The sequence below is a fragment of the Sporosarcina luteola genome, from assembly GCF_023715245.1.
GTDB lineage: Bacteria > Bacillota > Bacilli > Bacillales_A > Planococcaceae > Sporosarcina > Sporosarcina luteola_C.
Genome location: NZ_JAMBNV010000001.1, coordinates 657,717 through 683,407, shown reverse-complemented (window position 1 = coordinate 683,407; position 25,691 = coordinate 657,717). Strand labels below are relative to the sequence as shown.

The window sequence follows — 25,691 nt, the reverse complement described above, 5'->3', positions numbered from 1 at the left end:
GCAAAAAGAAATGAATCAGAAGTCGAAAATGGCACCTGCTTTACTGATCATCGGGCTAGTGCTCGCGCTTGGTGGATGCGTCGGTTCACTCGATAAGGAAGAATCTACTGAAAAATCCCCGACAGAACAAGTTGAGAATGTCGAGAAAGATACATCGGAAGAGAAAGCACCAGAGAAAGAAACTTCAACTGTTGAAAAAGAAGAAGTGGAAAAAGAAAAAGCCGTTAAGCAAGAGAACAAAACGGAAGAAACGAAAACTAGCACGGCTATCGTCGCTCCACCAATCGAAAAGAAACCTGCTTCCACCGCTAAACCGGCTCCGGTGAAAAAGACTGAGACGTCCGGAACGACGGCGCAAGTCCCCGTCAAACTAGTGAAGACGATTGACGGCGACACAATCAAAGTATTGTATAACGGGCAAGAGATAAACGTCCGCTATTTATTGGTAGATACGCCAGAAACGAATCATCCCCGCCTTGGGAAGCAGCCGTTCGGCGATAAGGCGAAGGAGCGAAACCGTCAATTGGTCAATAGTGGTGCCCTCACGCTCGAATTCGATATCGGGGAGCGCTACGATAAATACGATCGATTGCTCGCCTACGTTTATGTCGACGGAAAAAGCGTCCAAAAGACGTTGATAGCGGAAGGTTTGGCTCGCGTTGCATACGTATATCCGCCAAACACGCGTCATTTGACACCTTTCGAGGAAGCGCAGGCGTCAGCGAAGAAACAAGGGCTCGGCATCTGGTCGATCGAGAATTACACGACAGATTCCGGATTTAACAGCGATGCAGTACCTGCGAAAAGTGCCGGCAGTTCAGCTGCGAAGCCGAAAGCACCTAGTGTTGCTGCAACAAAACCGGCAACAACGCCTAGCCCGAGCGTTTCCAGCGGCCAGGAATGGTTCCAAAACTGCACGGAGCTCCGTAAGAAATATCCGAACGGTGTTCCTCAAGGCCATGCTGCCTACCAGTCTAAAATGGACCGTGACAAAGACGGTTATGCGTGTGAAAGATAATCGTTTGAACCGGAAGAGGGATCCCCTCTTCCGGTTTTTTTGAATACTTTGGACGTGGGACGGCTCGCTTTGATGCTTTGGACGCGGAACAACCTACTATGGACGCGCAGCGGCTTGCTTTGGACGCCTAGCGACTCGCTAGGACGCGATTCTAAAAAAACGGTTTTAAATCAATATAAAAAAAGCGGATTGCCTTTCCCATTAGGCAATCCGCTTTCCTATTCACCCTTCATCTTCCACAATTACTGCTTTGCCTTTCATTCTCAACAATAACGGAATCAACAGCCATGCTGCGGCCGCAATGATGAAAACAAGTGATAAAGGCTTCGAGAAGAAAATGCCGAAGTCGCCGTTTGAAATCGTTAAGGCACGACGCATATTGTTCTCGATCATCGGCCCAAGCACGAGTGCGAGGACGAGAGGAGCGACAGGGTAATCGTTCTTCGACAATAAATACCCGAGTATACCGCATCCGAGCAATAAATACAAGTCGAACGTCGTATATTGAACAGCGTACACACCGAAAAATGAAATCGCTACAATAATCGGCAATAAATATTTCTTTGGTGTTTGAATGACCTTTGCAAATACACGGACGAGCGGCATATTCAACACCAACAACATCAAGTTGCCGATGAACATACTTGCGATGAGCCCCCATGCCACTTCGGGATGCTCATCGAAGAGCAACGGGCCTGGCTGGATATTGTACATGATGAGTGCACCCATCAAGATGGCAGTCGTTCCGGAACCGGGGATGCCGAGTGTCAGCAGAGGGATCATGGCGCCTCCGGAAGCCGCGTTGTTCGCAGATTCCGGACCGGCAACGCCTGCGATATTTCCATGACCGAATGTTTCAGGTCGTTTGCTGAATTTCTTCTCTGTCATATATGAGAAGAAGGAAGCAAGCGTCGCGCCTGCGCCTGGAAGCACTCCGATGAAAAATCCGAGCAATGAACCACGGACGATTGGCACGGTGCTATCTTTCATATCCTGCTTCGTCGGGAGAATACGGTTGATTTTTGCAATCGTCCCTTCTTCATCGTCCCGTTCAAGAACAGTCTTGAACACTTCACCGAGCGCGAAAAGTCCGACTGCAATCGTTAAAAATTCAAGACCAGAGAATAGAATCGGTTGGTTGTATGTAAAACGGGCAATTCCCGAGACGGCGTCGATGCCGATTGTTCCAAGCATCAGTCCGAAAACGGTCATCATCAAAGCTTTCGTCATCGATTTTCCAGCCAGACCGCTGACCGCCGCCAAGCCTAACAGCATCAATGAGAAGTACTCCGCCGGACCGAATTTGATGGCAACATTGGACAATGGTTCTGCCAGCAAAACGAGGCCAATTAAGGAGACGATGCCCGCACAGAACGATCCGATGGCGGATATCGCCAATGCAGCCCCTGCCCGTCCTTGCCTTGCCATTTGATAACCGTCAAGTGTCGTGACGACGGAGGATGATTCTCCTGGGGTGTTCAATAAAATGGATGTTGTTGATCCCCCGTACATCGCGCCGTAGTAGACGCCTGCAAGTAAAATGATAGAGCTGGCTGCCGCCGCACTTGTCGGCATGCCGGACGTAATTGTTGCCGTGACCGGAATAAGGAGTGCAACCCCGCTCATCGGACCGATGCCCGGAAGCACGCCGACAGCTGTTCCGATGACGACTCCGATAAATGCAAATAATAAATTATGCCATTGGAAGGCTATAGCGAAGCCATCGCCCAAAAATTGCAATGTGCTCATGTTGTGACTCCTTTCTTCTTAAAACCTTGGGAATCCTGGCAATGAGCCGCCAAGAAATTCTGCAAACAAATAATAGACTCCTAACGAGAAAACCGCTGCGATAATGATCGTAGGAACAATCCTTCCACGCTCCATCGTCTGAAATGTGACGATCAAAAAGAGGAATGTTGAGATGACGTACCCGATCTTCTCCAGTAAGAATGCATACAGCGCCGCACTCCCTAGGATGATGAGGAACTTTTTATATTGCAGTTTTTCCGTGGATGCCGACTCTGATTTGTATGTAAATGTTTCGTACAGCAGTCGCAAACTCAAGAGAATTAATATGACGCCGAGCCATAACGGAAAGATTTTAGGTCCTACCGCTGATCCGTATGCGCTACTAGCAATCTTAGTACTTTCGATGACAAATAAAAGACCGATCAGTAAAAAAGCGATGCTTGCATATCGATCGAATGTTTTACTCATAGTCTTTGACACCTCCCTTATAAAAAAAGCGAATGGCGCCTGCTTAGAGGCGACAGGCAAAGCCGTAACGAAGAACAGCTTTTGCGAGTAAAAGCGAAGCGTTAGGTGCAATGATTTTTGCCACAGAACAGCTTTGACTTATGACCCCGAGCCAATCGAACAGCGAAGGGTTCGATTTGCCGTTTTTCTGCGATTTCTGCAGAAAATAAGGCATCCTTTCAGCGCCAGTAGCTAGACTGAAAAGGCGGCCGCTTAAGCCGCCAGATTACATTATTTTTGCATGCCAAGTGCTGTCAAAAGTTCGACGATGACTTTATCTTGGTCTTCCAAGTACTTCGTGAAATCTTCAGAGCCACGGTATTCGCTTTCCCAGCCGTTTCTTTCGAGTTCAGCTTTCCATTCGTCGGTCTCGGTCATTGCTTTTAGCTTTTCAGTCCAATATTTGACAGCTCCCTCGGACATTTCCTTCGGTCCGAACAGGCCGCGCCAAATTGTGAACTCTGCATCAATGCCTTCCTCTTTAAATGTAGGCACTTCAGTCAATTCACCGCCAAGACGTTCTGATGAGCTGACAGCAAGGACACGGACATCTCCTGATTTTACATATTGTCCGATTGTCGATGCATCTGTTGCAATAACGTCAGCATTACCGCCGAGCAACGCTGCAACTGCTTCTCCCCCGCCATCATACGAAACGTATTTCACTGTTTTCGGGTCAATTCCATATTCGAAAGCTGGCAGGACGCCAACTAAATGGTCCATCGAGCCGGGTGCCGATCCGCCGGCAAGTGTGACTGATTTTGCATCTTTCTTAATTGCTTCCAAAACATCCTTCAGCGTTTTGAATTCTGAATCCGCTTTAACGACAATTGCGCCGTAATCGCGTGTCAGCTGTGCCAATGGCGTTGTATCTTTGTAGCCGTACGGGCTGTTCCCTTCAGCCTTATTGTTATTAATTAACAGAGGTGGAGATTTCACAAGCAACGCGTAGTCATTCTTCACTTCTTTCGTTGCAAACTCCGCCATATAAACAGCGCCACCGCCTCCTGGTTTATTTTCAACCGTGATCGGTTTTTCAATGAGCTTCGTATCATTCATCGTTTTTGCAATTGCACGAGCGGTTAAATCCCATCCGCCGCCTGCCCCGGATGGTGCGACAATCGTCAAGTTTTTCTCCGGATATTTCGAGGAGCTCCCCTCTGCTCCGTCATTCTTAGCACACGCTGCTAGGCTTAATGCCATAACACTTGCCAAAGCAACAATCTTAAACTTCTTCCACTTCATCTTGCATCCCCCTTTGGAATAAAAAAAATGATGGTAGCGCTTTCATACGCTATCATCAATTTATCAGAAGGTTGGTTATTTTCAATGTTTCCGGCCATAAGTTCAATAATGGGCGTAAACGTCATTTTGTTCATATTGTTCATCGGTATTGGATGAAATATCTGCGTTCAGGACGACCGACAGAACCGTATATCAGCTCGGTGTACGCCTGTTTTTCCGAAACGAGATACTCCAAATAACGCCTTGCTGTCGAGCGGCTGACACCAATGTCCATACCAAGCGTTTCAGCTGTGATTCCTCCTTCGACCTGCTTCATATGGTTGATGACTTTCTCTTTCGTAATGGGGTCGATTCCTTTCGGAGGGAGGTGATCTACATTTTCTGATGTGGCATTTGTTTTATTCCACAAGAAGTGGATGGAATCCTCTTTCATGATTCCATCGCCAGCTAGCTTCTCCCTTTTCGCCCTGTAGGAAAGGAGGCTTTCTTTGAACCGATCGAATGTAAGAGGCTTAAGTATATAATCAGCAACACCGCGGCGGTACGCCTTTTTCACGATGTCGACTTCGGCGGCTGCGGTTATGAAGATAATGTCAGTGTCAGGGCTGTTTTCGTGGATGAAACCCATGATTTCCGTACCGAGCGCATCGGGCAGATAGACATCGAGCAGCACAAGATCCGGCGACAGCGCCTGCACCCAATCTTTCGCCTCCTCGCCTGTATGTGCGGAACCGACGACCGTGAAGCCTTCCATTTTTTCAATGAATCGCCTATGGATATCGGCAATTCGTTTATCATCTTCAATGATCAAAATTTCAATTGGATTTTGCATGTTGGTACCCCCTTTTCGGGATGGAAATGATGAACAGTGCACCACCTAAATCCCCTTTTTCCACTGTAATGGAGCCGCCCAAGTCTTCGACGTTCTCCGCCACTTTCAAGAGCCCATAACCTCTGTCTTCCATATCTTTTGTCGAAACTTTTTCAAGGAATAAAGCATCCAATACTTCATTTGCAATGCCCTTTCCTGAATCTTCCACTTCGAATAAAATCTCTTCCCCGTTATCAAAAATGAATAGGCGGACAAGCCGTTTCGCTTCGGGATACATATCAACCGCTTCAAATGCATTTGTCATTAAATTTCCGATGATGGAGACGAAATGGGTCTTCTCTAATTGGGCAGGCAACTCTTTCAGAAAGCTGTCCTCATCAAGAAGGAAACGGACATTCAGTTCCCTCGCCCGATTGAAAAAGCCGATGACGATTCCGCCGAGGAAAGGATCCTGTAAACGCTTCGTCACAAACTGGATGAGTGATTGGTGCTCAGCCGTTTCATCATGGATAAGACTTAGCGCCTCGTCGTATGAATGAAGCTGGATAAGTCCTGAAATCGTATAAAGAAAGTTATTGTATTCATGCGTCTGGGCCCGAAGCGCTTCTGTATACCGCTTCACTTGTGATAATTCCATCGCAAGCTGATCGATTTCCGATTGAAGACGGAACGTGGATACAGCGCCAATGATTTGGTCATCCGCCCGAATCGGGATGCGGTTGACGATGACTTTACGTCCGTGGATTTCCATCGGTCGATCGAGGTGCCGTTCCCCCGTTTCCAACACTTTCAGCAGCAGGGTGTTTGGCAGCACTTCCTGAATTGTCCTGCCGATCAGTTCCGTCTGGCCGGGAATGGAAAGTGTGTCATAAGCCGCTGCATTCACCGTTGTGATGACCCCTTTCGCATCGACCATGATGATGCCTTCGCGAACTGACTCGATAAGCGCATTTCGTTCGGTGAATAAATTAGCGATTTCCGCAGGCTCTAGATTGAACAATTCCTTCTTAATGTTCCGCGAAAGGAAACTCGAGCCGATAATGCCGAGAGCAATGGCGATCAGTACGATGTACGAAATATTATCGATGTACTGAAAAAATATGGAGGATATATCTTCATTCAAATAACCGACCGAAATGACCCCGATAATCTCGCCTTCATCGTTGAAGACAGGCGTTTTACCGCGCAGTGCAGGGCCGAGTGTGCCGGTCGCCTTTGAAACATAAGACTCTCCTAAATGAAGCGCACGTTCATTGTCATCCCCGACCATCTTTTGTCCGATCCGCTCTGTGACGGGATGGGCATATCGGATGCCTTCGCTATTCCCGATGACGACATACTCGGCACCGGTTTGTTGGCGGACCGCTTCAGCGATCGGCTGCAGCAGCCTGGACGGGTCATCGTGTTCAAAAGCAGCACGGACATCTGGCCGTGCCGCCGTCGTTTTCGCAATGCTCAGTGCCCGGATGCCGATCTGCTTTTCTATTCCTTGTGACATCGTGAAGTAAAATGAAACACCGATTATGATTGCCACGAGCGAAACGAACAAGGCGCCGTATGAAAATATGCGTGATTGCAAAGATCTCGATTTCATGCGAATCATCTCTCTATCTTGAAGTGTAGTTGCTAGTCGGTTGCGTGCTTCAGCGGGAAATCTATTTCTCTCTATGTTACACTATTGCCAATTATGGGGGAATAGGTGGAATCAATTCGGATGAATGCGGGTACGATATCAGTGACAGAAAGGAGCGTGACGCGATTTGAAGGAATTCAAATTCACCTATTTTTTTGATGAAGAACATTACATACGGAGGTTTATTCACACCGACTCGTTGGAGAGCGCCGAACAGCTCGTCGAATCGGAACGTGACCAATACATCTCCTTCCGCGACAGCCGTGGAATCTACCATGAGCTTCATACCGGCAAAGTGCGGGTCGTGCAAGTTTCGGAGTATTTCAGGGAGGATAAAGAGAAGGGGGCGTCCCGTTAACAGCGCGAGGGTTTTGTGAAAGAATAGACCTTGAACATGAAAGAATGGGCCCTTGCGAGAATGAATGGACCTTGAACGCGAAAGAATGGGCTCTTGTCAAAATAATGAAAGTCAATATCGGGAAATTTCGACAAAAGATAAAATCTATGCCGAATTATTTCCCGGGAAGCTTTTTTGCTCGTATTTTGAAACTCTTTCACCTTCCACTAGCAAAATATCCTTTGTTTGTCGTTCGTTATGGAAAGATGCAACAAGACACAAGGACAATTAACACTTTCAGCAAATATTACCGTTCTGGTCGTGATGATCATTCTATTTTTCCTGCCAGGATTCTAATTTGACGAAAAAGCCTCACCGCTAATGACCGCTATGAGTGAAACAAACAAGGCGCCCTTGTAAAAATCACATGAATAATTAATAAGAGATGGCACAAAATACATAAAGTCTAATTTGAGGAGGGATGAGCATGAAGTACAAAAAATATCTTCTTTCGTTTATGTCAGTTCTTTTGTCGGCGGGTTTTCTATTCGGCTGCAACGGCGTTGATGAAGATGAACCGGATCCGTCGGAAGAGCCTTCGGAGCAACGTGAGGATAATAGTCAATGAAGTGAGATGTAGCACCGCTCCAAGCGGTGCTTTTTTAAATTCCTACAAACAGAATAAAGAATTTATCGAACGATTTATTCCAACAAAAAAAGGCCATAAACAGCCTCTTCTCTTAACTCATTATACAAATTCGGTTTTTCCCGTTTTCTTTCGCTTGATAAAGCGCTACGTCTGCTTGGTGGAACAGTTCGGTGAAAGTCCCGATTGTGCCGCCCACGTTATCGGCGATGCCGACGCTAGCGGTTAATGAAATGTAGATGCCGTCTTTCTCGATTTTGATTGAACGGACGGCTTCGAGCAGGTTTTCCGCTTTCTGTTGGGCTTCTTCCAGGGAAAGATTCCGCAGGATGATGGCGAATTCGTCGCCGCCGAACCGGCCTATCAAGTCACCGCTTCTGATATGCCTGGCGCATTCTTGTCCGATTTTCTTAATGATTTCGTCGCCGAATATGTGGCCATACGTATCGTTCAAGCTTTTAAGATTGTCGAGATCGAATGCGATACAGACGATGCTTTCGCCAGAACAAGCAGCTTCGGCAAGCCATTTGTCCGTCGTCGTTTCCATGTAGCTCCGGTTGTACAGTCCGGTGAGGAAATCAGTGTTGGCCCGGCGCTCGATAGTCGAAATCCGATGCTTCACGCCTATTTTGACTGCCGCCATTGAAACTTCATGCTGACGCAGATCGCTTAACAGATTGATATATTCTTGCTGGGCTTTGTAACCACGTTGCACATCGTCCATTAGATCACAAAGCTTGCATCTCTTTTCCAAAATGCCTTTGAGCAAATTCCTGTCATTATAGCTTTCCGCAAGCTCTTTCGCTGTGTCGTATGCTTGCAATGCTTCCCGGTACATCTTTTTCTGCATTAAATAACGTCCGTACAAATCATGTACTTGCGTTTTTTCTCGAATGAAGGAAGCAAGAATCGGGTCATTTACCATCTCTTTTACGAGTTGTTCTGCGTCTTTAAGTTCTTCTAAGCCAATTAAAGCGTTTGCAATGTTCAGCTTCACCCTGAATTCCAATATTGGAGTCCTCGGTTCATGAAGCTCGGCCATTTCAAGTCCAGTTTTCGCCATGGAAAGGGCGCTCTCAAAATTGTTTTCTTTTGCCAGAATCATACTATAGTTGCTGTACGCATTGCTGACAATATTGAAGTGCCCGAGATTCTTACCCAATTCAATCGCGTTTTCTAGTGTTTCCTTTGCCTTCTCGTAGTCTTTATTAAATTCGTGTAGTAGGAAAAGGACGTTGCATCCATTTAACCGGTCGGCTTCATCGCCATTGTCCGTGCAATATTCAAGATACGCATCGATGCTGTAAAACGCCTCTTCAATCGCGCCGATGCAATAAAAAGACGCGGCATTGTTTATTTGGGCAGTCAAAATGGATTTCGGGTCATTCGCTGCTAAACCTGCCTCTAACAATTGAAAGCATGCTTCAATTGTCTCTTCATATTTACCTTCCACTCGCAACTTCAGGACATTTCGCTGCAATGAAACTAAATCTTCCTTCTCCATGCCCACAACTCCCATTCTCTTCTCTTAGTTCAATAGAACCGCACGACTCAAAAAAACACTCACTACTATAGTAACACCTACTGGATTATTGTGGAACTTATTTAGCAGATAAATATGTATGGAGCTGTCTGTATAAAACAGCTCATTTTATATGACATGTCCCCCTACTTCCTATTCAATGCATTAGCAATAAATCCCTTCTCCGTTTCAGCTACATCTAGTAAGTTGTACTCCGCTTCGAATAAATTCTTTTCGTACTCTTTTTCGAATGAAGCAAGGAGATCCACTGCCGGATCAATTCCCACAAATATGGCCGCACTGCTTGCCACGACGGCAATTGCCAGAAGTATTGCAGCTACCTTTTTAATCGCTCTCACTCCCCCAAGTGATGTTCTTGTCTTTAACTATACGGCTTCCTGGGAGAATAGAAAATTCAATTTTACTGATAAAATACGCTATCTATTCGTCAATATCGCCAGTAAATAAAAAGAACCCATGTGCATCGACAGATTATATTGTCAAATGCTGAGGGAACTTGGGGAAACATTCATTTTTCGCAACATGCATAATTTGAAAAAGGAAGCCGGCTTCCAAAGCCGACTCCCTTCATTTCAAATGATTTCCGTAAAATATGCGACTGTCTTCATGTCATCTCCGACTTCTCGCAATGACCATGTATCTTCAATATAAATCTCCGCCAGCTTTTCAAATTTGCCTCCATGTTTCGTCGCCCATTCAAGCGCAATGACGCTTTCGTATAGATGGGCCATACGCTTCATGAGGCCTTTCGCTTCAAATGTTTGGAGGGCATTGTCGTAGCTTGCAAATGCTTGAAGGTCAGTGGATAGCTTATTTAGTTCGCCCGTTAAAGCTTTTTTCATCTCACAGTCATTTACAATGACGAGGCGGTTGCGCATTTCGTCGATGAACAGCTTATGCGCTTCGAATTTATTGACGAGACGAATAAGTTCTAGCCCTAGAATATTGGCGGTGCCTTCCCATACGGTGAGCACTTGGGCGTCCCGCAATAGGCGCGGTGTGACGAAATCCTCGATATAGCCGTTGCCCCCATGCATTTCAATCGCTTCATGAGCAAAGTGGATTGCCTGCTCGGCGGTCTCCTTCTTGATGAGCGCAATGAAAAGTCGGTTCAGGACCGTTTCGCGTTCGGATGCTGCGCCATCTGTGACACGTTCATACAGTTTGATGAAATCAAAGACGGTTGCCACTTCAACATGAAGCCTCGCCGCCATTTTTCCGAGCGTGTCCTGCACCATCGGATAGTCAGTGAGAGGCTTGCCGAATGCATTCCGGCGGGTTGCGTACGCTTTTGATTCCAGCAAGGCGCGCCGCATGATGCCGATGGAGGCGACCGCGTTGCAAATGCGCGACAGGTTGAGGGCTTCCATCATATAATAGAGCCCTTTCGACGGCTCCCCGATCGTATAGGCGAGTGCACCGTCGAATTCGACTTCTCCGGAAGGGACGGCGCGGACGCCTAATTTATCTTTCAAACGGCGGATGCGGAGCCCGTTCGGTTTACCGTCTTCCTTGTGCCATGGAACGGCGAATAACGTCAATCCGCGTGACCCTTCCTGCGCGCCTTCCATTCTAGCAAGCACCATAGCCACGCCTGCCATGCCCGCGTTCGAAGCGAAGTATTTCTCACCGTATAAGCGATAGTGATCGCCGTCTTTTACAGCTTTCACAACGTTCGCTCCGACATCCGATCCGCCTTGACGCTCCGTTAGAAATGTCGCTCCTTCGTATAACGGTACTTCTCCTGTCGAGCACACATTGCCGAGGAACAAGTTTTTCACTTGTGCATCCGCGTAATGGTCAAGCAAATAGGCGGTCGCCATCGACAGTGTAACGGGGCAATAAAACCCGGGCTCGGCATGCGACAATAAATAGCCTTGTGCGAAGCTGTACGTGTAGTTCCCCTTATGGCCAAGCTCAGGAATTTCCTTGTGGACATATCCGACAATCCCGGTGTCATACGTTTCCTGGACGGTTTTCTTGTAGCCTTCATTCACCCAAACTTCGGAAACTTCCTCGCCGAACTTGTCATATCTTATAAGGCGAGGCTCCCCTTCACGGTCGGTATGCTTTGCACGCTCATCGATTTCATTTGCGCAAAGCTCGCCGAAAAGGGAAAGCTCCCTTTTCGCATACTCTAGGAATGGCCCTTGCAAATGCTCTTCGAGAATTAAGCGGAGCGTGTCATCGCCTTCGTAGAAGTTTTCAGTCTTGATGGATTCCGCTTCCTGCACGACTTTCATTGGACGGTCACCCCCTCAATGGCTGCTTCAAGATTTTTCCGGAAGCGTTCCGTGGCAATGCTTCTACTTGTTCGTACAGACGAGGCACTTTATATTTGGCAAGATGCTCGAGGAGGAATGCTTTTAATTCCCCGCTGTCTACCGGATTTGTTGCTGCGAACACCGCTTTCACTGTTTCACCCCATTCGGGATGCGGCACGCCGACGACCGCTACTTCACGGATGCCTGGATAGCCGAGTATCGTCTCCTCGATTTCTTTAGGATAGATGTTGACGCCGCCCGAAATGATCAAGTCCTTCTTGCGATCGACAATCCATATATAGCCGTCCTCATCGAACTTCGCCAAGTCTCCGGTCTTGAGCCACTCCCCGATGAACGCTTCTTTCGTCGCTTCCGTATTTTTATAATAGCCGAGCATATTCCCTTCGCCGAGTAGGACGATTTCACCGATTTCTCCCGGAGGCACGTCTATGCCGTCTTCATTCACAATCCGAAGCTCCGTATGAAGCGGTGCTCGGCGTCCGATGCTTCCGGACTTCGTTGCATGCTCATCCGCCAACAGCAATGAGCCGCTCGGGCCCGCTTCCGTCAGGCCATAAACGCACACAAGATTGTCCGTCCGGAAAGCGGTCTTCACCATACTCACTTCATTCGCGGATAGCGGCGCTCCTCCGTAAATCCACCATTTCATCGAAGACAGATCAGCATCTTTCAATCGTGGTTGCCCAGCCGTGAGCAAGTACGCGACTGGCGCGCCGAAGAAATGGGTCGTCCTCTCCTTTTCCACCGTGTCGATCAGAAGGTCAGGCGTGAATGTCGGCGTCAGGACGAGTGTCGCACCTACATACATTCCTGCCATCATGAATAAATGAAGGGGCGCCGAATGGCTGAGCGGCATCATGAGGAGGACGCGGCTTTCCGGCTTGAACTCCATTTCGACGGCGATCATCGATGCGACGGTAAGGATGTTGCGATAGCTGAACAGCACCCCTTTCGGATTTCCGGTCGTTCCGGACGTATATAGGATCGTTGATTCATCGTCTTCTGTCAGATTGCACGGAATCGGTATGTCGTCCGCGTTTTGGATAAGCGTTTCAAAGGCTTTCCAGTTTCCGGACGCCTCGCCTGTTTTGATTAATAAAGAAGGTGTTTTAAGTGACTTCACTGTTTCAAATAGCAATTCATGCACAACGATTGCTTCTGCGTCTGAATGGTCGAGCACATACGTCAATTCTTCCGTTGCCAGCTTGACGTTGATTGGAACTACGACAGCGCCGATTCGTTGTGTTGCAAAATAGGCAACGATGAATTCTTCGACATTTGGCAAGAACAACGCCACTTTCGACCCTTTTTGGATGCCTTCATTCAGAAGCGCATGCCCGAACCGGTTGACACGGTTGTCCAATTCTTCGTACGTAGTCCGCTTCCCCATGCAGACTACGGCCTCCGTTTTTGGGTACTTCCTTGCATTCCTCTCCAACAGCTGTGAACTGTTCATCCCTTCATTCCCCTTTCGAACCATCCAATTTTTCAGTGAATTCTTCGAGCAACTCTACCATTTCAGCTTTCATTTCCTGCAACTCCCGGATTTTCCGATCGATTTCCCCGATTCTGCATTTACCATATTCGATCGTCACTTCAAGCTGTTTTTGTCCTGTCCGATCCTTGTCGAACAGCAGCACCATCTCTTTGATGTCGTCCAGTGTAAATCCGTACCGCTTGCCGCGAAAAATGAGTTTAAGCTTCGCGAGTTCAGCATTGGAATAGAGCCGCTGATTCCCCTCTGACCGAACCGGTGCCAACAGTCCGATTTCCTCATAATACCGGATTGTACGCGTCGACACGCCGAATGATTCCGCCACTTCCGTAATTGTCTTCAGCTTCACCACCCCTTGAGCCTTTGCTATGAATATACCATTGACGTTAACGTAAAGGTCAATAGACAGTTTTGAATTGCGGATTAATTACAGTGGATAATAGTTCCGCCTGTATGAGTTTCATGAAATATGTACGTTTTTATGTATTTTACAAGAATTTCAATTATTTGTTACATTTTGACTATTACTATACAATTTATCATGCTATACTAAATACATTATATGATAAAAGGAGGATATCTAATGTCACGTAACCGTTTTTCACATGACCATCAGACTGTTCACGCCTTATGTTGGGCTAAAACGACCGGTGGCATGTCGGAGATCATCACGACACATGGTCTCTATCTTTCTGATCTAACGCCTATGGAATTACTCAAGCAACTTCCCGAGGCGAATCAGGTCATATTACAAACAGAACCGCCGGACCATATCGATTGTGTTTGGATTTTCACTCGTTCTTTTGAAACGTTCGAAGTGGAAGAGTATCTCACAGATGTCATTTTCGCTGATGGTACAAGTCTTCTAATCCCTGTCCGTAAAAATTTTATTGATGAGACAAGTAAGCGTTTACATACCTTCACGTACCATGAAGGACAACTGAACTACATATTCCCTAGCATCAAAGAGTTCAACCAACAATATTACTCCATTGAATATAGAAGATAGTAATGAAAAGCGTAAAACAGGCAGCCCGCTATAGTAGCGGACTGCCTGGTTTAATTACTCCTTCAAATCTTCAATCGAATCGATGTCCATATATGCTGGAACGACGAGACCGATTTTCACGCCTTCCATATTGGTGCCAAGCTCTTCGAATTTACCATCGAATTTCTTAGCATACGTTTCATGCGTCACAGGCAACCATGCTGCAAGTGATGCATCTGCACTTCCGTCAGCAATAGCTGTCCAAAGTGGACCTGCTTCGACTTGTGTCAACGTAACTTTATATCCCATTTCTTCAAGTACAAGTTTGACAACGTTATGACTCGCAATTTCACTGTCCCAAGCCACATATGCAAGCTTGATGGCATCGCCGTCCACTTTGTCCACGCCGTCTGTCCATTCTGCGACTTTGTCGGCATTGGCGTCAATCCAGTTCTGTGCAGCAACATCCTCTTTTTCGCCTTCCTGGATTGCAACCATCACTTCACCCATATCTTCTTCAGTCCAGTGAAAATTTGAAAGGATTTGGTGGGCTTCCGGAAGGTCTTCCGCAAGTCCTGTTCTTCCAATTGTACGAATTTGCTCTTCCCCACCGTATGACCCTTTTGGATCCTCCAAATATTTCAAATCATATTTCGCGAATTTCCAGTGAGGCGTCCAACCTGTGATAATGATCGGCTTTTCTGCATCATACGCCTTTTTTAATGCCGCAGTCATCGCTGCGCCTGATCCCGTAGTGACGTCCCACTTCTTGAGATCGTAATCTTTCAGCGCTCTGTCAGTCGCTTCCATAATGCCTGCGCCCGGGTCGATTCCCGTGATTTTATAATCAACGGATTCGCCGACTGATGCCGAACCGCCTCCGCCTGATGTTGAATCTCCCGCTTTATCGTCACTTCCACAAGCCGTCAATCCTACTGCAAGTAATGCTGCTGCACCTAATCCGAACATTTTCTTAGTCAAATTCATTAAATAGTTCCCCCTTGTTTTTTCTTGCCTGCGTGCTGTGTAATCCGGTCGAGGATGATCGCGACGATGACAATCGATAGACCCGTTTCAAATCCTACACCTGTCTTCAATTGTGTCACCGCCCTGTACACTTCCTCGCCTAGTCCCGGTGCGCCGACCATAGACGCGATGACGACCATGGATAGGGAAAGCATGATGCTTTGGTTGACCCCTGCCATGATAGTCGGTTGGGCGAGCGGTATTTGCACTTTCAACAGCCGCTGCCACGTCGTCGAGCCGAACGCTTCGGTCGCTTCAATTAAATCTTTCGGCACTTGTTCAATTCCAAGCATTGTCAGCCGGATCGTCGGCGGCATCGAGAAGATAACCGATGCGACGACGCCAGGCACGACGCCAATATTGAAGAAAAAGATTGCTGGCAATAAATATACGAATGCCGGCATCGTCTGCATCAAGTCCAAAATAGGGCTGATGATCTTCTTCGCCGTCGATTTCTGCGAAGCCCATATGCCTAGCGGAATACCGATGACGAGCGCAATGACGACGGATGTGATGACAAGCGAAAGCATTTGCAACATCGAATACCAATAGCCGAGATAGTCAATGAACAACAGGCCGACCAATGTGAACAGTGCAATCCTTCGCGTGGAAACGAACCAGGCGAGCAAAGCGAACAGGATCGCTAGTACTATAGATGGCACTACGTCCATCAAATCGACCGCTCCTTCGACAATGCCTTTCAAAAAGGCGGAAATGCCATCAAAGACCGAGCCGAAATTGGTTACAAGCCAATCAACACCGTTGTCGATCCAACTTGCAAATGGCAAGCGAGGTAAAAGATTATCCATGGTTATTCACCTCCACTTCCATCAACTGTTCCGTGTCTACGGTTGTGTCCACGGTAGCGTCCACCGTACGGTCACTATTAATGAACTGTCCGTCCCCCGCCAACGCGCCAATCAATGCGCCGCGGATAATAATGCCTTCCAGATGATGATTTTCATTCACGACCGCTACTGGAATCGCTGTCGTCGAAACTGTGTCGAATAGGTCGGTTAGTACGGTATCCGGTGAAGTTGTCGGAATGTCCGTGACCAGTACATCCTCCAATGTTTTTCCGGATGTCGTTGCTTCGCTCGCATCTTGAGCAGTGACCGCTCCAAGCAGTCGATTTCCTTTATCCACAACATAAATGGAGGAAATCCCTTGCCTCTTCATAAGGCGCAAGGCAACGCGCGCTCCCCGGTCGATTTGCACCATATCCGCTTTTTTCATAATATGGCCAGCCGTCAACACTTTCGATAGGTCGACATCTTCCACAAATCGCTCCACGTATTTATTCGAAGGACTCATCAAAATCTCTTCAGGCGTTCCGATTTGAACGATATCGCCGTCTTTCATTAACGCAATGCGGTCTCCGATTCGAAGCGCCTCGTCCAAATCATGGGTAATGAAAATGATTGTTTTCCCCATGTCATGGTGAAGCTGGAGGAGCTCATCCTGCATATCTTTCCGAATCAATGGATCAAGCGCACTGAACGCCTCATCCATCAACAGCACATCGGGATCATTGGCAAGCGCTCGTGCCAAGCCGACCCGCTGCTGCATTCCACCGCTCAGCTGGCTCGGATATTGCTCTTCGTACCCTGCAAGCCCGACAAGCCGTAGCGACTCGACCGCTTTCGCCTTACGCTCCGCCTTTGCGATGCCTTGGATTTCAAGACCGTATTCTGTATTTTGAAGAATCGTCTTATGCGGGAATAGAGCGAAATTCTGGAACACCATCCCGATTTTCTTCCGTCGCACTTGACGAAGCTGCTCTTTATTCATGCTGACAATGTCTTCCCCGTCAATACGGATCGATCCCATCGTCGGGTCAATCAAGCGGTTCAGCATCCGCACTAATGTGGATTTCCCGCTTCCTGATAGACCCATGATGACAAATATTTCACCATCATAGACGTCAAATGTGGCGTTTTTCACGCCTACCGTCGCGCCTGTAGACTTGAGGATTTCACTTTTTGACTTCCCCTCATTCAACAGCTGCGCCGCGCGCCTGCTGTTTTTACCGAAGATCTTCGTCGTATTGACCACTTCGATTTTCTTTACTAGTTCTGTCATGTGTACACTCCCTAAATATGAAACTCATCGTCTACTAGTATATGCATAAAGATTTTTCTTTACAACCGTTATTTCCATTTAAATTGTTTGTACAGTAAAAACTGTACAAAGTTTAAACTTATCGTTACACTTGAATTGCAGGTATAATACGCTTAGGTTATTGATTGGGAATTTAATTCCCAGACAGCGGAGGGAATGCACTATGGAAGGTAAAGAAACACTCGACAAGGCACGCGAGAGGATTATTGAGACAATCGCACAAAACATACATTTATACGGCCTCACAGCTTCAGCCGGCAGACAGTACGGCACAATGTTCTTCCACGATGAGCCGATGACCTTGGACGACATGACCGAAGAACTCGGCATGAGCAAAACAAGCATGAGCACATCCGTACGGGCGCTGGCCGAACTGAAATTAGTCGAACGGGCATGGGTCCGCGGCGTACGCAAAGACTTATATCAAGTGAAAGACGATTGGTACCAGAGCTTTATCAATCTATTTTCAATTAAATGGCGCAGATCCATTTCACTCCATTCCGTCGCCGTCAAGAAATCGCTGCGCGAACTGGAACAGTTGAAAAACAATCCCGACATCAGCGAGGAACTAAAGAAGATCGTTGAAACGGATATCAACAAACTTCAATATGCCCGAGACTACTTCGAATGGCTGGACCGCCTCATCGACGCCTTCGAAGACCACAACATCTTCGACCTTGTCCCTTTGAAGGAAGGTAACGGGGAATAATAGAAGCATAAGCAAAAAGGCGGCCCCTTCGTGTAGAGGGACCACCTTTTTTTGATTAACAGCCATATGAATTCCACTAATGAAGCATAAATTGCCGAAACTACGCATAAAACGCTTACTTCGCGCATAAATGTCTTAATCGACGCATAAACCGTTGCAGATACGCATAAATACCTGCAAAAGCTCATAAAACGCTACAAAGACGCATAAACGTAACAAACGCGTCCCCCACTTCATTCATAAAACAGTTATAATACCCTTACATACACTTGCACATATCAAAAGGAGGCATCCGGATGCAAAATAAAATACCGATATTGATGCTCTTGCTCGTCGTCGGCACTGTATCGCTCGTTTTATCCTTGACTCTTTCACTTCCAAACACCGTTGAATGGGTGTTGCTCATTATAGGTGTCCTGCTAAATATCACAAGCGCTGTGGGTCTCATGATTATTGGCGTAAAGAGAACAAGAGGTTATAATTAACCGTTTCGAAGTCAACATAAACTTCGAAACGGCTTTTTTATCTTCCAGTGAAAAAACTATCCCTTGTATGCAAAAAGGTGACCATAACATTCCATTGAATGTCTGTCACCTTCCTCTCCAGCAATTATTCACTTTGATGTGAGCGTATTGTTTAATTCATCGTAATCAACCGATTTCAATAAACCATTGGACTGCATCTTCTTCACAAATTGTAAGAGCTCCATCTTCATCTTCATGATCTCGATGTCCAGGAATTCCTTGTCGCAGTTTACCTCTTTACTTGCTATCGTCATCCCCTTCACACTCCTTTTGTCCTGTTTAATTTAGATGAATATCCATGGCGTGGGACTATTAACTATAATATATCATGCCATGTCCTTCTAAAGAAGTATAACCGGTTGGGACATTTTTTTCAAAAAGATCATTTATTTTCGCTTTTCCAAGAAAAGTTTCTTACTTTGCATGAATATGCTTTATACTGTAAATTAGGATTAGATAGATAAAGAGAGGGATCGGCAAATGAAAATAGGTCATTTGATACGTGCGGAACGTGTACGGCAAGATATGAAGCAGATAGTCCTAGCCAAAGGGATTTGTACGCCATCTTATTTATCAAAAATCGAACGGAACCAGATCGAACCGAGTGAGGACATTACAGAAATGCTGATGGAGCGGCTCGGAATGGATCCGGGGAAGCTGCAGGAAACGGATGAAGAGACGGAACGCGAGTTTGAAAAGATGTTGATGGAGGCTTATCGCGAAGTAATTACAGCGAGGGATTTCAATTTTACGAAAGAAAAGTTAGAGTATCTTGAGCAAAACTGCCCCCTATTTGAAAACGATTCACTACACTTTACTTATTCGCTTATTATTTTCCGATTTAATTTGACAGTAAGATTTGATTCAGAAAAACTCAAACAAGAAATTGAATTACTTGAAGAGTCTAGTGATAATTTTGATGCATATCAACTTTATTTGTTCCAACTAAATAAAGGGTTATTTTATTATAATACTGGCAATCGAAAAATGGCCATACATTATTTTGAGTTAATACTTCATAAACTGGAGTCATTACCTCTTGGCGATTGGGAAAAAGCTGAATTTAATTTTATAATTGCTGTTTTTTATATGGCCGATGGGCATACATTCAATTCGATTGATCATGCTAGACGTGCACTTAATTTTTTCCGGGAAAATATAATGATGAGCAGAGTGTTAGACTGCTATATTCTTATCGGGATTTCTTATAAAAGAAGCGATAAATTCCAAGACGCATTGGAAGCATATTCAAAAGCTATGCAAATTAGCGAAGAATTTAATTTACATAGCGAAAAAGGGATTATTTATCATAATATAGGTACTCTGAATAGCGCTATGGGGAATAGTAAGCAAGCTATCGAATACTATAATAAGAGTATTGACAATAAAATAGATCCCTCTGAAAAGCTGATTACAGTTCTCTCTCTAATCGAGGAATATTCAAAAATGAATGAAAAGAACCTTGTTAAAGATTGGGCTGAAAAAGGGAGTGCATTGTATCATCAAGTAGATGATGAAAACCAAATTTCTTATTTTCATCATTTCAGCTTCTATCAATCATTGCATAGTGAACATGGATTGTCTGTAGAAATAGCAGAAGCCGCCATTCAGCATTTTAAGGAAATGGAAGATTTCAGATTCATTCATAAATATTGCATTGCACTGGCGGAGTGGTACTATAATAATAGGAAATATAAGCTAGCATCTATTTTTTACCGAGAAGGTATTAGATATGGCTATATTTATAGTAAAAAAGAAAAATGGGAGGATTTGTAATGAAGAAAATTGCATCGATTCTTTTACTAGCTATCGTATTAGGTATGTCAGTTCAAAGCAGCACAGTTTCAGCAAGTAACTCTGACCAAATGCCTAAAGTTTTCAAAACATTCTCTTACACAATTCAAAAATGATGAAAAAAGGAATGCTCCATAATGGATGCATTCCTTTTTAATTTACAGGTGCATAAGTCACAGACTGGTGCCTGTGCAGCAAACTATTCTGATTATGAACTACAATTGTATAAAAAATATTGACAAGTCATCCATGTCAATTTTCAGACGACCTCTCACTGTATTATTATTACTAAAGCTGAATTGTCATAATTGCACCTCGCACAGGCACCCAAACAATTCCCGAACAATTTATAGCATTCCTCTTAGTCCTGGTAAGTATGAGACGACGGTGGAGTCGCTGAGGAGTTTGAATAGGAGTCCAAATAGGATGATGACGAGGACTGTGTATGCTGCGTAGCCGTGGAGAGGATCAATTCCTTTTGGTTTTTTGGATAGGAGGACGCTGATCACATAACCCGGTGCGAGCATGAGTATATAGATGAAACTGACAGCGAGTAGAAATAGTCCATACCAGTAAGATTTCATTGCCAACAAAAATAGGGCTACGAGACCAATGACGATTGCCGGCAAGGAGTGTGCTCCGTATAGCACTACTGTCTGCTTAAATGTGTAAGCAGGTCCGAAATTTTTCCCGATGATGAAAAGACCGAACGATATAATTGCGATGCAAACTGCCACAAACCCCGCTACATTCAGAAAAACTGATGAAAAGGAAGGACTGCCAACTGTTTCAAGCGATACTTCTTTAAGTGTCGTGAAAACTGAGAGACCAACAATAATTGCATAAAGAAGCAATGAAATGAAGCTGTTCCTGAACTCATCATCCTGTTTTGTCAGACTGATCGACGGGTGTTTCAAATGTTGTACGAAATAGGACCAGTACTCCTTCGTCAAGTTACTCACGTTTTCTAGATGCACGTTTGATTCAGCGGTGATATCAGTCGCCTCGATGACCGTCTGTCCATTTTGGAAACCTTCCATTACCTCTCCCATTCTGATGCCGCAACTTCCGCAAAACCGTCCGTTCGCCTGCTCGTTTCCACAATTCGTGCATGTCAATTTTTCTCCTCCTGTTTTTTAAATTCTTCATCCAAGACGACGGCAGCCAATCCAGGGTATTGGCCTTCTATAGTAACTGTATTACGATAATCCATTTGTTACGACTGATTTTTAGTTCTTCTAGACAATAAAAAAGAGCACGTAAAGGTACGTGCATGTAAAAATATAAAATTACTCTCTCATTTACCCCCTGGTATGTGGTGGTCCAACATCTGTTCCACCTAGTCCGTGCGTGCTGTAATCGCTAGCGTATGCATGATTCATCGATGGCGCAAATACCGCTAAACTGAGAATGAGGCACAACATCAGGACTTTCTTCTTCACAATTCTTCACCTCCCTTCAGTTCCATCGTTAATCGCTTATAGGCTTCAATGCAAAGCTCCTGGAATTTGAATGCGTTTTTATATTTCTTGTTCGATTCATAGTAGAGGGAGAGATGGCGGGTGGCGTCCTTCAATGCTTTCCAGTCTTCATTTTTATGCAGATGATCGATGCAATTCTTCATCTTCTGTTCATATAATTCAAATTCGCCAAGGGCGTGGTATAATTTCGCCTCAAAATAGTCGAGATTCGCTTGCTCCAATTCATTCTGAATAAAACCTTGCAGACGATTCATATTATCTCGCAGCGCCAACAGATCACCGAGACGGAATAAAATCCTCAATTTCAGCAGTTGCGAGTCAAAGAGAGTTGTACATTTCAACAGTTTTTTCAAGTCAATACATTGATTGACCGTTTTCAATGCAAGGGTATAGTCGTTTTCTTTCATTAAAACAGTAGCCAGATTATGATAAAGCCGTCCTTGGGTCTCCGTCATAGGGCTCCCCAAAACACTGAATCCCCTGTCAATGTATCGTCTCGCTTCAACTGTCTTATGCTGTTCGAGGTAGAGTGCTGCAATCAAATTGTAGCAATCACCGGCCCTTGCCCAATTATGCATATGCAAATACTGCTGCTTTGCTCGTTTTGCATAGACGTGAGCGGTGCCATAATCATAAAGCTTGTAAAGGACTAATGAAATATTGTAATTGATTTTCGCTGAAAGGGATTCCTCTCTCGTCAAATGGAGGGCGTCTTCAAAATGGGAAATACTCGCCATATAGTCCTTTTTAAAATAGTAATACACACCTGATGTATACGTATATTTTTCAAGGAGCGCTCTGCTGGCATTTTCAAAGAATGTTTGTGGTATGTGGGCGACTTCTGAGGAGTAAAGGGCTTGTGCTTCCGGGATGCGCTCTACTTTAACCAGTTCGGTGTATTTCAGTAAGTGAAACATGATTTCCTGATGGATGGAGGAGATATAGGCGAAATGCTTTTGATGCTTATTAATAAACTGTGGAATTGCCTTCATATTCGAAGATAGCAGTTCCTCATATTCCGTCAATAAATTTTGGAGAAGTGCATCATCTTCGTGTATTCTTTGGAAATAGCTAATTGGCACATCGAGCCGATCAGCTAGCAGTACAAGGACATCGATCGAGGGTTCATAACGGCCACTTTCAATATTGCTATAGTGTGAAGTTGATATGATTCCGGAGCTCGCCTCCTTTTGAGTAAGGCCTCTGCTCTCCCGCAGCCTCCGTATCCGACTGCCGATGTGCATGTTGGGCACCTCTTTTCTTCCTTTCCACCATTGTACGTAATGTATTTGTTATATACAACAAGAAGTTTATGTATTCCTAATTTTCATTCTTTGGTACTTGTTTTGTGGACAGGCAAATGATTCTTCCTTCACTATAGGGAAAATACACTCCTCAATTTGTTCTATTAAGTTTTTTATCATTTCATCATTTTAAGCGTCTATTTACCTAGCAAGCTGCGTTAATCTTTGTATATACACAAAAGGTTCCCGGCTTTTCATTCAATAAAATACAAGATTTCGGTGCAGATTACTTATTTTCCCAAAATTTTAACTATTCTATTATACGTGCTATAGTTTAAGTATGTTGGACAACATATAATTTGAAGGCAAACTGGCCAGTTGCCTTTGCCAGAGGAGCGATTAACGTGAAAAGATTCATTGCATTTGCATTGGCAGGAATTCTCGTTATCGGTGTTCAGTCCCCTATCCGCGCTTCAGCAGTCCAGCAACAAAAAAATGAGATGGTAACGATTCAATCTACTGTTCCCGGTGGGGAGCTCGTCTTATCAACTAGATTGCTCGAGGAGAATTTCAACGTGTTATTAGACAAAAAAACGGAAAAACAAAACCAATTGTCCATTACAATTGCGAAGCTGTTGGCCGAGCATTTCGGCAAAAATGGCAAGGTTCAAGGCGGGGGATCTGCAAACTATATCATTGGTCCGAGCGAAAGCGGTGATTTCTTCTATACACCGGCCTCGACAGCCTTCGTAAACCACGGTCATGTCGGATTATACTATTCTAGCAACACGATTGTGGAATCGATCTTCCCAACCGGCGTCCGCAGTATTTCCGCCAACGTCAAGATGGTAGAAAAAGGGGCAGTCGTGAAATCCGTTTCCACTACAGACGCGGTCAAGCAAAATGCGGCAAACTGGGTGTATACCCAAATTGGACAGCCGTACTCATTGAACGCCATGAACAACCGCAACACAGGACATATGGGTGCGAAAAACTGCTCTAAACTCATCTGGTCAGCTTACTTATTGTATGGCGGACTGGATTTGGATGTAAATAAAGGCTTTGGCGTCTATCCACGAGATATCCGCGACGCGAAACAGACAAGATTCATCCGCCAAATTTAATGATACCGGGACACAACTGATTCTTACGAAGGGGCTGTCCGTTTGAGGCCCGCTCCTTCATTCCTCTAAGGAGGTTTCGGAACATGAAAAAGAAGTTGATAATTGCCGGCATCACCGCATTGCTTGTCGTCGCCTTGGCCACTGCCTATTATGCTTTTAGCCGTCAACATTCAATAGAATTCCTTTCAGGGACTGACCTTTCAAATCCTGCTTTGCTGAAAGATACTGCGGCTATTCTATATTTCTCGACGACTGCGAATCAGGACACGGATCGTGATGGCCTTAGCTTTGCGGTCTTTGTTGATCAGGATGGAAATTCGAAACTGTGGAAAATGCAAGGCCTTGAGCTTGGAACGGTTTTTGCAACAAAGAATTCATTTTTTTTGGCAGACCGCGGTCATGTCTATTTGGCTGATTCGAATGGAACCAAAACGATCACCATGCTGCCGGAAGAACATACCGGTGAGTTAACGGCTTTCAATGAAAAGGACAATCTCTTTTACAGCATCTATAACTCTGGCTTCACCGATAATGGCGGCTATCGTTCGAATATACGGTTTGGAAATGCGAACGGATTCGATACAATACACATCCCCCATTATTTGCAAATGTCCGGCAAGGCAGACGAGAATCTGCTGATGGTGATTGGTGACGATGACCGCATTTCATTGCAAAAGATGCCCCTTCAACAAAATGTCCAGTTGGAAGAAATCGTATCACTCGGTCCGATTGGCGAACGGGTCGGACTCGCATCGATTCTCAAAGAAGGCGACTACTATTATCTCATAATGGCTGACACGGAAAAGCTGACTAGCGATGTGTACCGCATACATGAAAAGACGAAGAACTTCGAGACGTTTCCACTTACTTCTTATAAGGACATCAACGAGTACATCATCCGCCTTCCCTTTAATCTCCGGAACGCCGCCACCATCCATGACGGCATCCTGTACTATGTAGATGGAATCGGGGACGTGCATGCGCTCAACCCCGATACAGGTGAAATCCATATTGCATTTACCCTTCAAGGCGCAAGTCAAGGAAATATGAAAATGTCCGAACAAATATACTTCCGAGACGGTAAGCTCTACTTCTTCCGCTATCACGATTCAACCGACACGCATTCAATCGACACATATGACGTAACGACAGGAAAATTGCTAAGCGAACTCCCAATCAAAGGCCTCGACGATATGTACCACTATGCACAACAAAAGAAAAAGCGCCTCTCCCCATACGACTTTATAGTAAGGTGAAGGGGATTGGAGGCGGTGCCATTAAGGCGGTGCCTGTGCAGCGAACTATTCAGGTAATACACTACAATTGCATAAGAAAAATTTGAAAGCCAATCACTACGCAAACAGATTGGCTTCTTTGTGTATGATTATTC

26 protein-coding genes are annotated in these 25,691 nt (G+C 45.3%); 10 read left to right on the top strand and 16 right to left on the bottom strand.

Features of this window, described 5'->3' with window-relative positions:
• Positions 1-28: 28 nt before the first annotated feature.
• On the top strand, positions 29-1,018 hold the full coding sequence (locus M3152_RS17965) for a thermonuclease family protein (RefSeq protein ID WP_410055866.1): 990 nt from the start codon (positions 29-31) through the stop codon (positions 1,016-1,018).
• A 222-nt stretch (positions 1,019-1,240) separates the two neighbouring features.
• On the opposite strand, the gene M3152_RS03130 is transcribed toward M3152_RS17965, so the two are convergent.
• From M3152_RS03130 to M3152_RS03110, 5 genes are all read right to left on the bottom strand, one after another.
• Complete coding sequence (locus M3152_RS03130; protein ID WP_251693741.1) at positions 1,241-2,767, bottom strand: tripartite tricarboxylate transporter permease; 1,527 nt, start codon at positions 2,765-2,767, stop codon at positions 1,241-1,243.
• A gap of 18 nt (positions 2,768-2,785) precedes the next feature.
• Positions 2,786-3,235: a tripartite tricarboxylate transporter TctB family protein gene (locus M3152_RS03125; protein ID WP_251693740.1), complete on the bottom strand. Its 450-nt coding sequence runs from the start codon at positions 3,233-3,235 to the stop codon at positions 2,786-2,788.
• Positions 3,236-3,505: 270 nt separating this feature from the next.
• Positions 3,506-4,519, bottom strand: coding sequence for a Bug family tripartite tricarboxylate transporter substrate binding protein (locus M3152_RS03120; protein ID WP_251693739.1), 1,014 nt, complete (start codon positions 4,517-4,519; stop codon positions 3,506-3,508).
• A 139-nt stretch (positions 4,520-4,658) separates the two neighbouring features.
• Positions 4,659-5,351, bottom strand: coding sequence for a response regulator (locus tag M3152_RS03115; protein WP_251693738.1), 693 nt, complete (start codon positions 5,349-5,351; stop codon positions 4,659-4,661).
• Positions 5,335-6,951, bottom strand: coding sequence for an ATP-binding protein (locus M3152_RS03110; RefSeq protein ID WP_435371940.1), 1,617 nt, complete (start codon positions 6,949-6,951; stop codon positions 5,335-5,337). The genes M3152_RS03115 and M3152_RS03110 overlap by 17 nt, the downstream gene beginning before the upstream one ends.
• A 160-nt stretch (positions 6,952-7,111) precedes the next feature.
• Here M3152_RS03110 and M3152_RS03105 point away from each other — a divergent pair, with 160 nt between their 5' ends.
• A complete protein-coding gene (locus tag M3152_RS03105) occupies positions 7,112-7,342 on the top strand; it encodes a hypothetical protein (protein WP_251693736.1) in 231 nt (76 codons plus the stop codon).
• A gap of 466 nt (positions 7,343-7,808) precedes the next feature.
• A complete protein-coding gene (locus M3152_RS03100) occupies positions 7,809-7,949 on the top strand; it encodes a hypothetical protein (protein WP_251693735.1) in 141 nt (46 codons plus the stop codon).
• Between the two features lie 112 nt (positions 7,950-8,061).
• Here the strand turns inward: M3152_RS03100 and M3152_RS03095 are convergent, their stop codons facing one another.
• The 5 genes from M3152_RS03095 to M3152_RS03075 all read right to left on the bottom strand — a co-directional run bounded on the left by M3152_RS03095 (position 8,062) and on the right by M3152_RS03075 (position 13,633).
• Entirely contained in the window at positions 8,062-9,471 is a 1,410-nt protein-coding gene (locus tag M3152_RS03095) for a tetratricopeptide repeat-containing diguanylate cyclase (protein WP_251693734.1), read from the bottom strand.
• 164 nt (positions 9,472-9,635) lie between these two features.
• Complete coding sequence (locus M3152_RS03090) at positions 9,636-9,848, bottom strand: hypothetical protein (RefSeq protein WP_251693733.1); 213 nt, start codon at positions 9,846-9,848, stop codon at positions 9,636-9,638.
• A 234-nt stretch (positions 9,849-10,082) separates the two neighbouring features.
• The gene (locus tag M3152_RS03085; RefSeq protein ID WP_251693732.1) at positions 10,083-11,753 is read right to left on the bottom strand and encodes an acyl-CoA dehydrogenase family protein; all 1,671 of its coding nucleotides are present in this window, start codon (positions 11,751-11,753) and stop codon (positions 10,083-10,085) included.
• Between the two features lie 7 nt (positions 11,754-11,760).
• Positions 11,761-13,251, bottom strand: a complete 1,491-nt coding sequence (locus M3152_RS03080) for a class I adenylate-forming enzyme family protein (RefSeq protein ID WP_251693731.1) — start codon at positions 13,249-13,251, stop codon at positions 11,761-11,763.
• A gap of 4 nt (positions 13,252-13,255) precedes the next feature.
• Positions 13,256-13,633, bottom strand: coding sequence for a MerR family transcriptional regulator (locus M3152_RS03075; protein WP_251695231.1), 378 nt, complete (start codon positions 13,631-13,633; stop codon positions 13,256-13,258).
• A gap of 240 nt (positions 13,634-13,873) precedes the next feature.
• Here M3152_RS03075 and M3152_RS03070 point away from each other — a divergent pair, with 240 nt between their 5' ends.
• On the top strand, positions 13,874-14,299 hold the full coding sequence (locus M3152_RS03070; RefSeq protein WP_251693730.1) for a competence protein ComK: 426 nt from the start codon (positions 13,874-13,876) through the stop codon (positions 14,297-14,299).
• A gap of 54 nt (positions 14,300-14,353) precedes the next feature.
• On the opposite strand, the gene M3152_RS03065 is transcribed toward M3152_RS03070, so the two are convergent.
• The 3 genes from M3152_RS03065 to M3152_RS03055 are packed head-to-tail and all read right to left on the bottom strand — an operon-like array spanning position 14,354 to position 17,386.
• Entirely contained in the window at positions 14,354-15,259 is a 906-nt protein-coding gene (locus M3152_RS03065; RefSeq protein ID WP_251695230.1) for a glycine betaine ABC transporter substrate-binding protein, read from the bottom strand.
• A gap of 5 nt (positions 15,260-15,264) precedes the next feature.
• Entirely contained in the window at positions 15,265-16,113 is an 849-nt protein-coding gene (locus M3152_RS03060) for an ABC transporter permease (RefSeq protein WP_251693729.1), read from the bottom strand.
• On the bottom strand, positions 16,106-17,386 hold the full coding sequence (locus M3152_RS03055) for a quaternary amine ABC transporter ATP-binding protein (protein ID WP_251693728.1): 1,281 nt from the start codon (positions 17,384-17,386) through the stop codon (positions 16,106-16,108). The genes M3152_RS03060 and M3152_RS03055 overlap by 8 nt, the downstream gene beginning before the upstream one ends.
• Positions 17,387-17,588: 202 nt before the next feature.
• On the opposite strand from M3152_RS03055, the gene M3152_RS03050 reads away from it, so the two are divergent.
• Both M3152_RS03050 and M3152_RS03045 read left to right on the top strand, forming a co-directional pair.
• On the top strand, positions 17,589-18,134 hold the full coding sequence (locus M3152_RS03050) for a GbsR/MarR family transcriptional regulator (RefSeq protein WP_251693727.1): 546 nt from the start codon (positions 17,589-17,591) through the stop codon (positions 18,132-18,134).
• A gap of 296 nt (positions 18,135-18,430) precedes the next feature.
• On the top strand, positions 18,431-18,619 hold the full coding sequence (locus M3152_RS03045) for a hypothetical protein (protein WP_251693726.1): 189 nt from the start codon (positions 18,431-18,433) through the stop codon (positions 18,617-18,619).
• 128 nt (positions 18,620-18,747) lie between these two features.
• On the opposite strand, the gene M3152_RS03040 is transcribed toward M3152_RS03045, so the two are convergent.
• A complete protein-coding gene (locus tag M3152_RS03040; RefSeq protein ID WP_251693725.1) occupies positions 18,748-18,912 on the bottom strand; it encodes a hypothetical protein in 165 nt (54 codons plus the stop codon).
• Positions 18,913-19,138: 226 nt separating this feature from the next.
• Here M3152_RS03040 and M3152_RS03035 point away from each other — a divergent pair, with 226 nt between their 5' ends.
• A complete protein-coding gene (locus M3152_RS03035; RefSeq protein WP_251693724.1) occupies positions 19,139-20,434 on the top strand; it encodes a tetratricopeptide repeat protein in 1,296 nt (431 codons plus the stop codon).
• A complete protein-coding gene (locus M3152_RS17960) occupies positions 20,434-20,568 on the top strand; it encodes a hypothetical protein (protein ID WP_262174050.1) in 135 nt (44 codons plus the stop codon). Before M3152_RS03035 ends, M3152_RS17960 begins: the two co-directional genes overlap by 1 nt.
• A 231-nt stretch (positions 20,569-20,799) precedes the next feature.
• Here M3152_RS17960 and M3152_RS03030 read toward each other — a convergent pair whose 3' ends face one another.
• Both M3152_RS03030 and M3152_RS03025 read right to left on the bottom strand, forming a co-directional pair.
• A complete protein-coding gene (locus tag M3152_RS03030; RefSeq protein ID WP_251693723.1) occupies positions 20,800-21,570 on the bottom strand; it encodes a YIP1 family protein in 771 nt (256 codons plus the stop codon).
• 320 nt (positions 21,571-21,890) lie between these two features.
• On the bottom strand, positions 21,891-23,177 hold the full coding sequence (locus tag M3152_RS03025) for a helix-turn-helix domain-containing protein (protein ID WP_251693722.1): 1,287 nt from the start codon (positions 23,175-23,177) through the stop codon (positions 21,891-21,893).
• Between the two features lie 404 nt (positions 23,178-23,581).
• On the opposite strand from M3152_RS03025, the gene M3152_RS03020 reads away from it, so the two are divergent.
• Together M3152_RS03020 and M3152_RS03015 are read left to right on the top strand one after the other, a co-directional pair.
• Positions 23,582-24,301, top strand: a complete 720-nt coding sequence (locus M3152_RS03020) for a hypothetical protein (RefSeq protein ID WP_251693721.1) — start codon at positions 23,582-23,584, stop codon at positions 24,299-24,301.
• Positions 24,302-24,384: 83 nt separating this feature from the next.
• Complete coding sequence (locus tag M3152_RS03015) at positions 24,385-25,557, top strand: hypothetical protein (RefSeq protein WP_251693720.1); 1,173 nt, start codon at positions 24,385-24,387, stop codon at positions 25,555-25,557.
• The last annotated feature ends 134 nt before the right edge of the window (positions 25,558-25,691 follow it).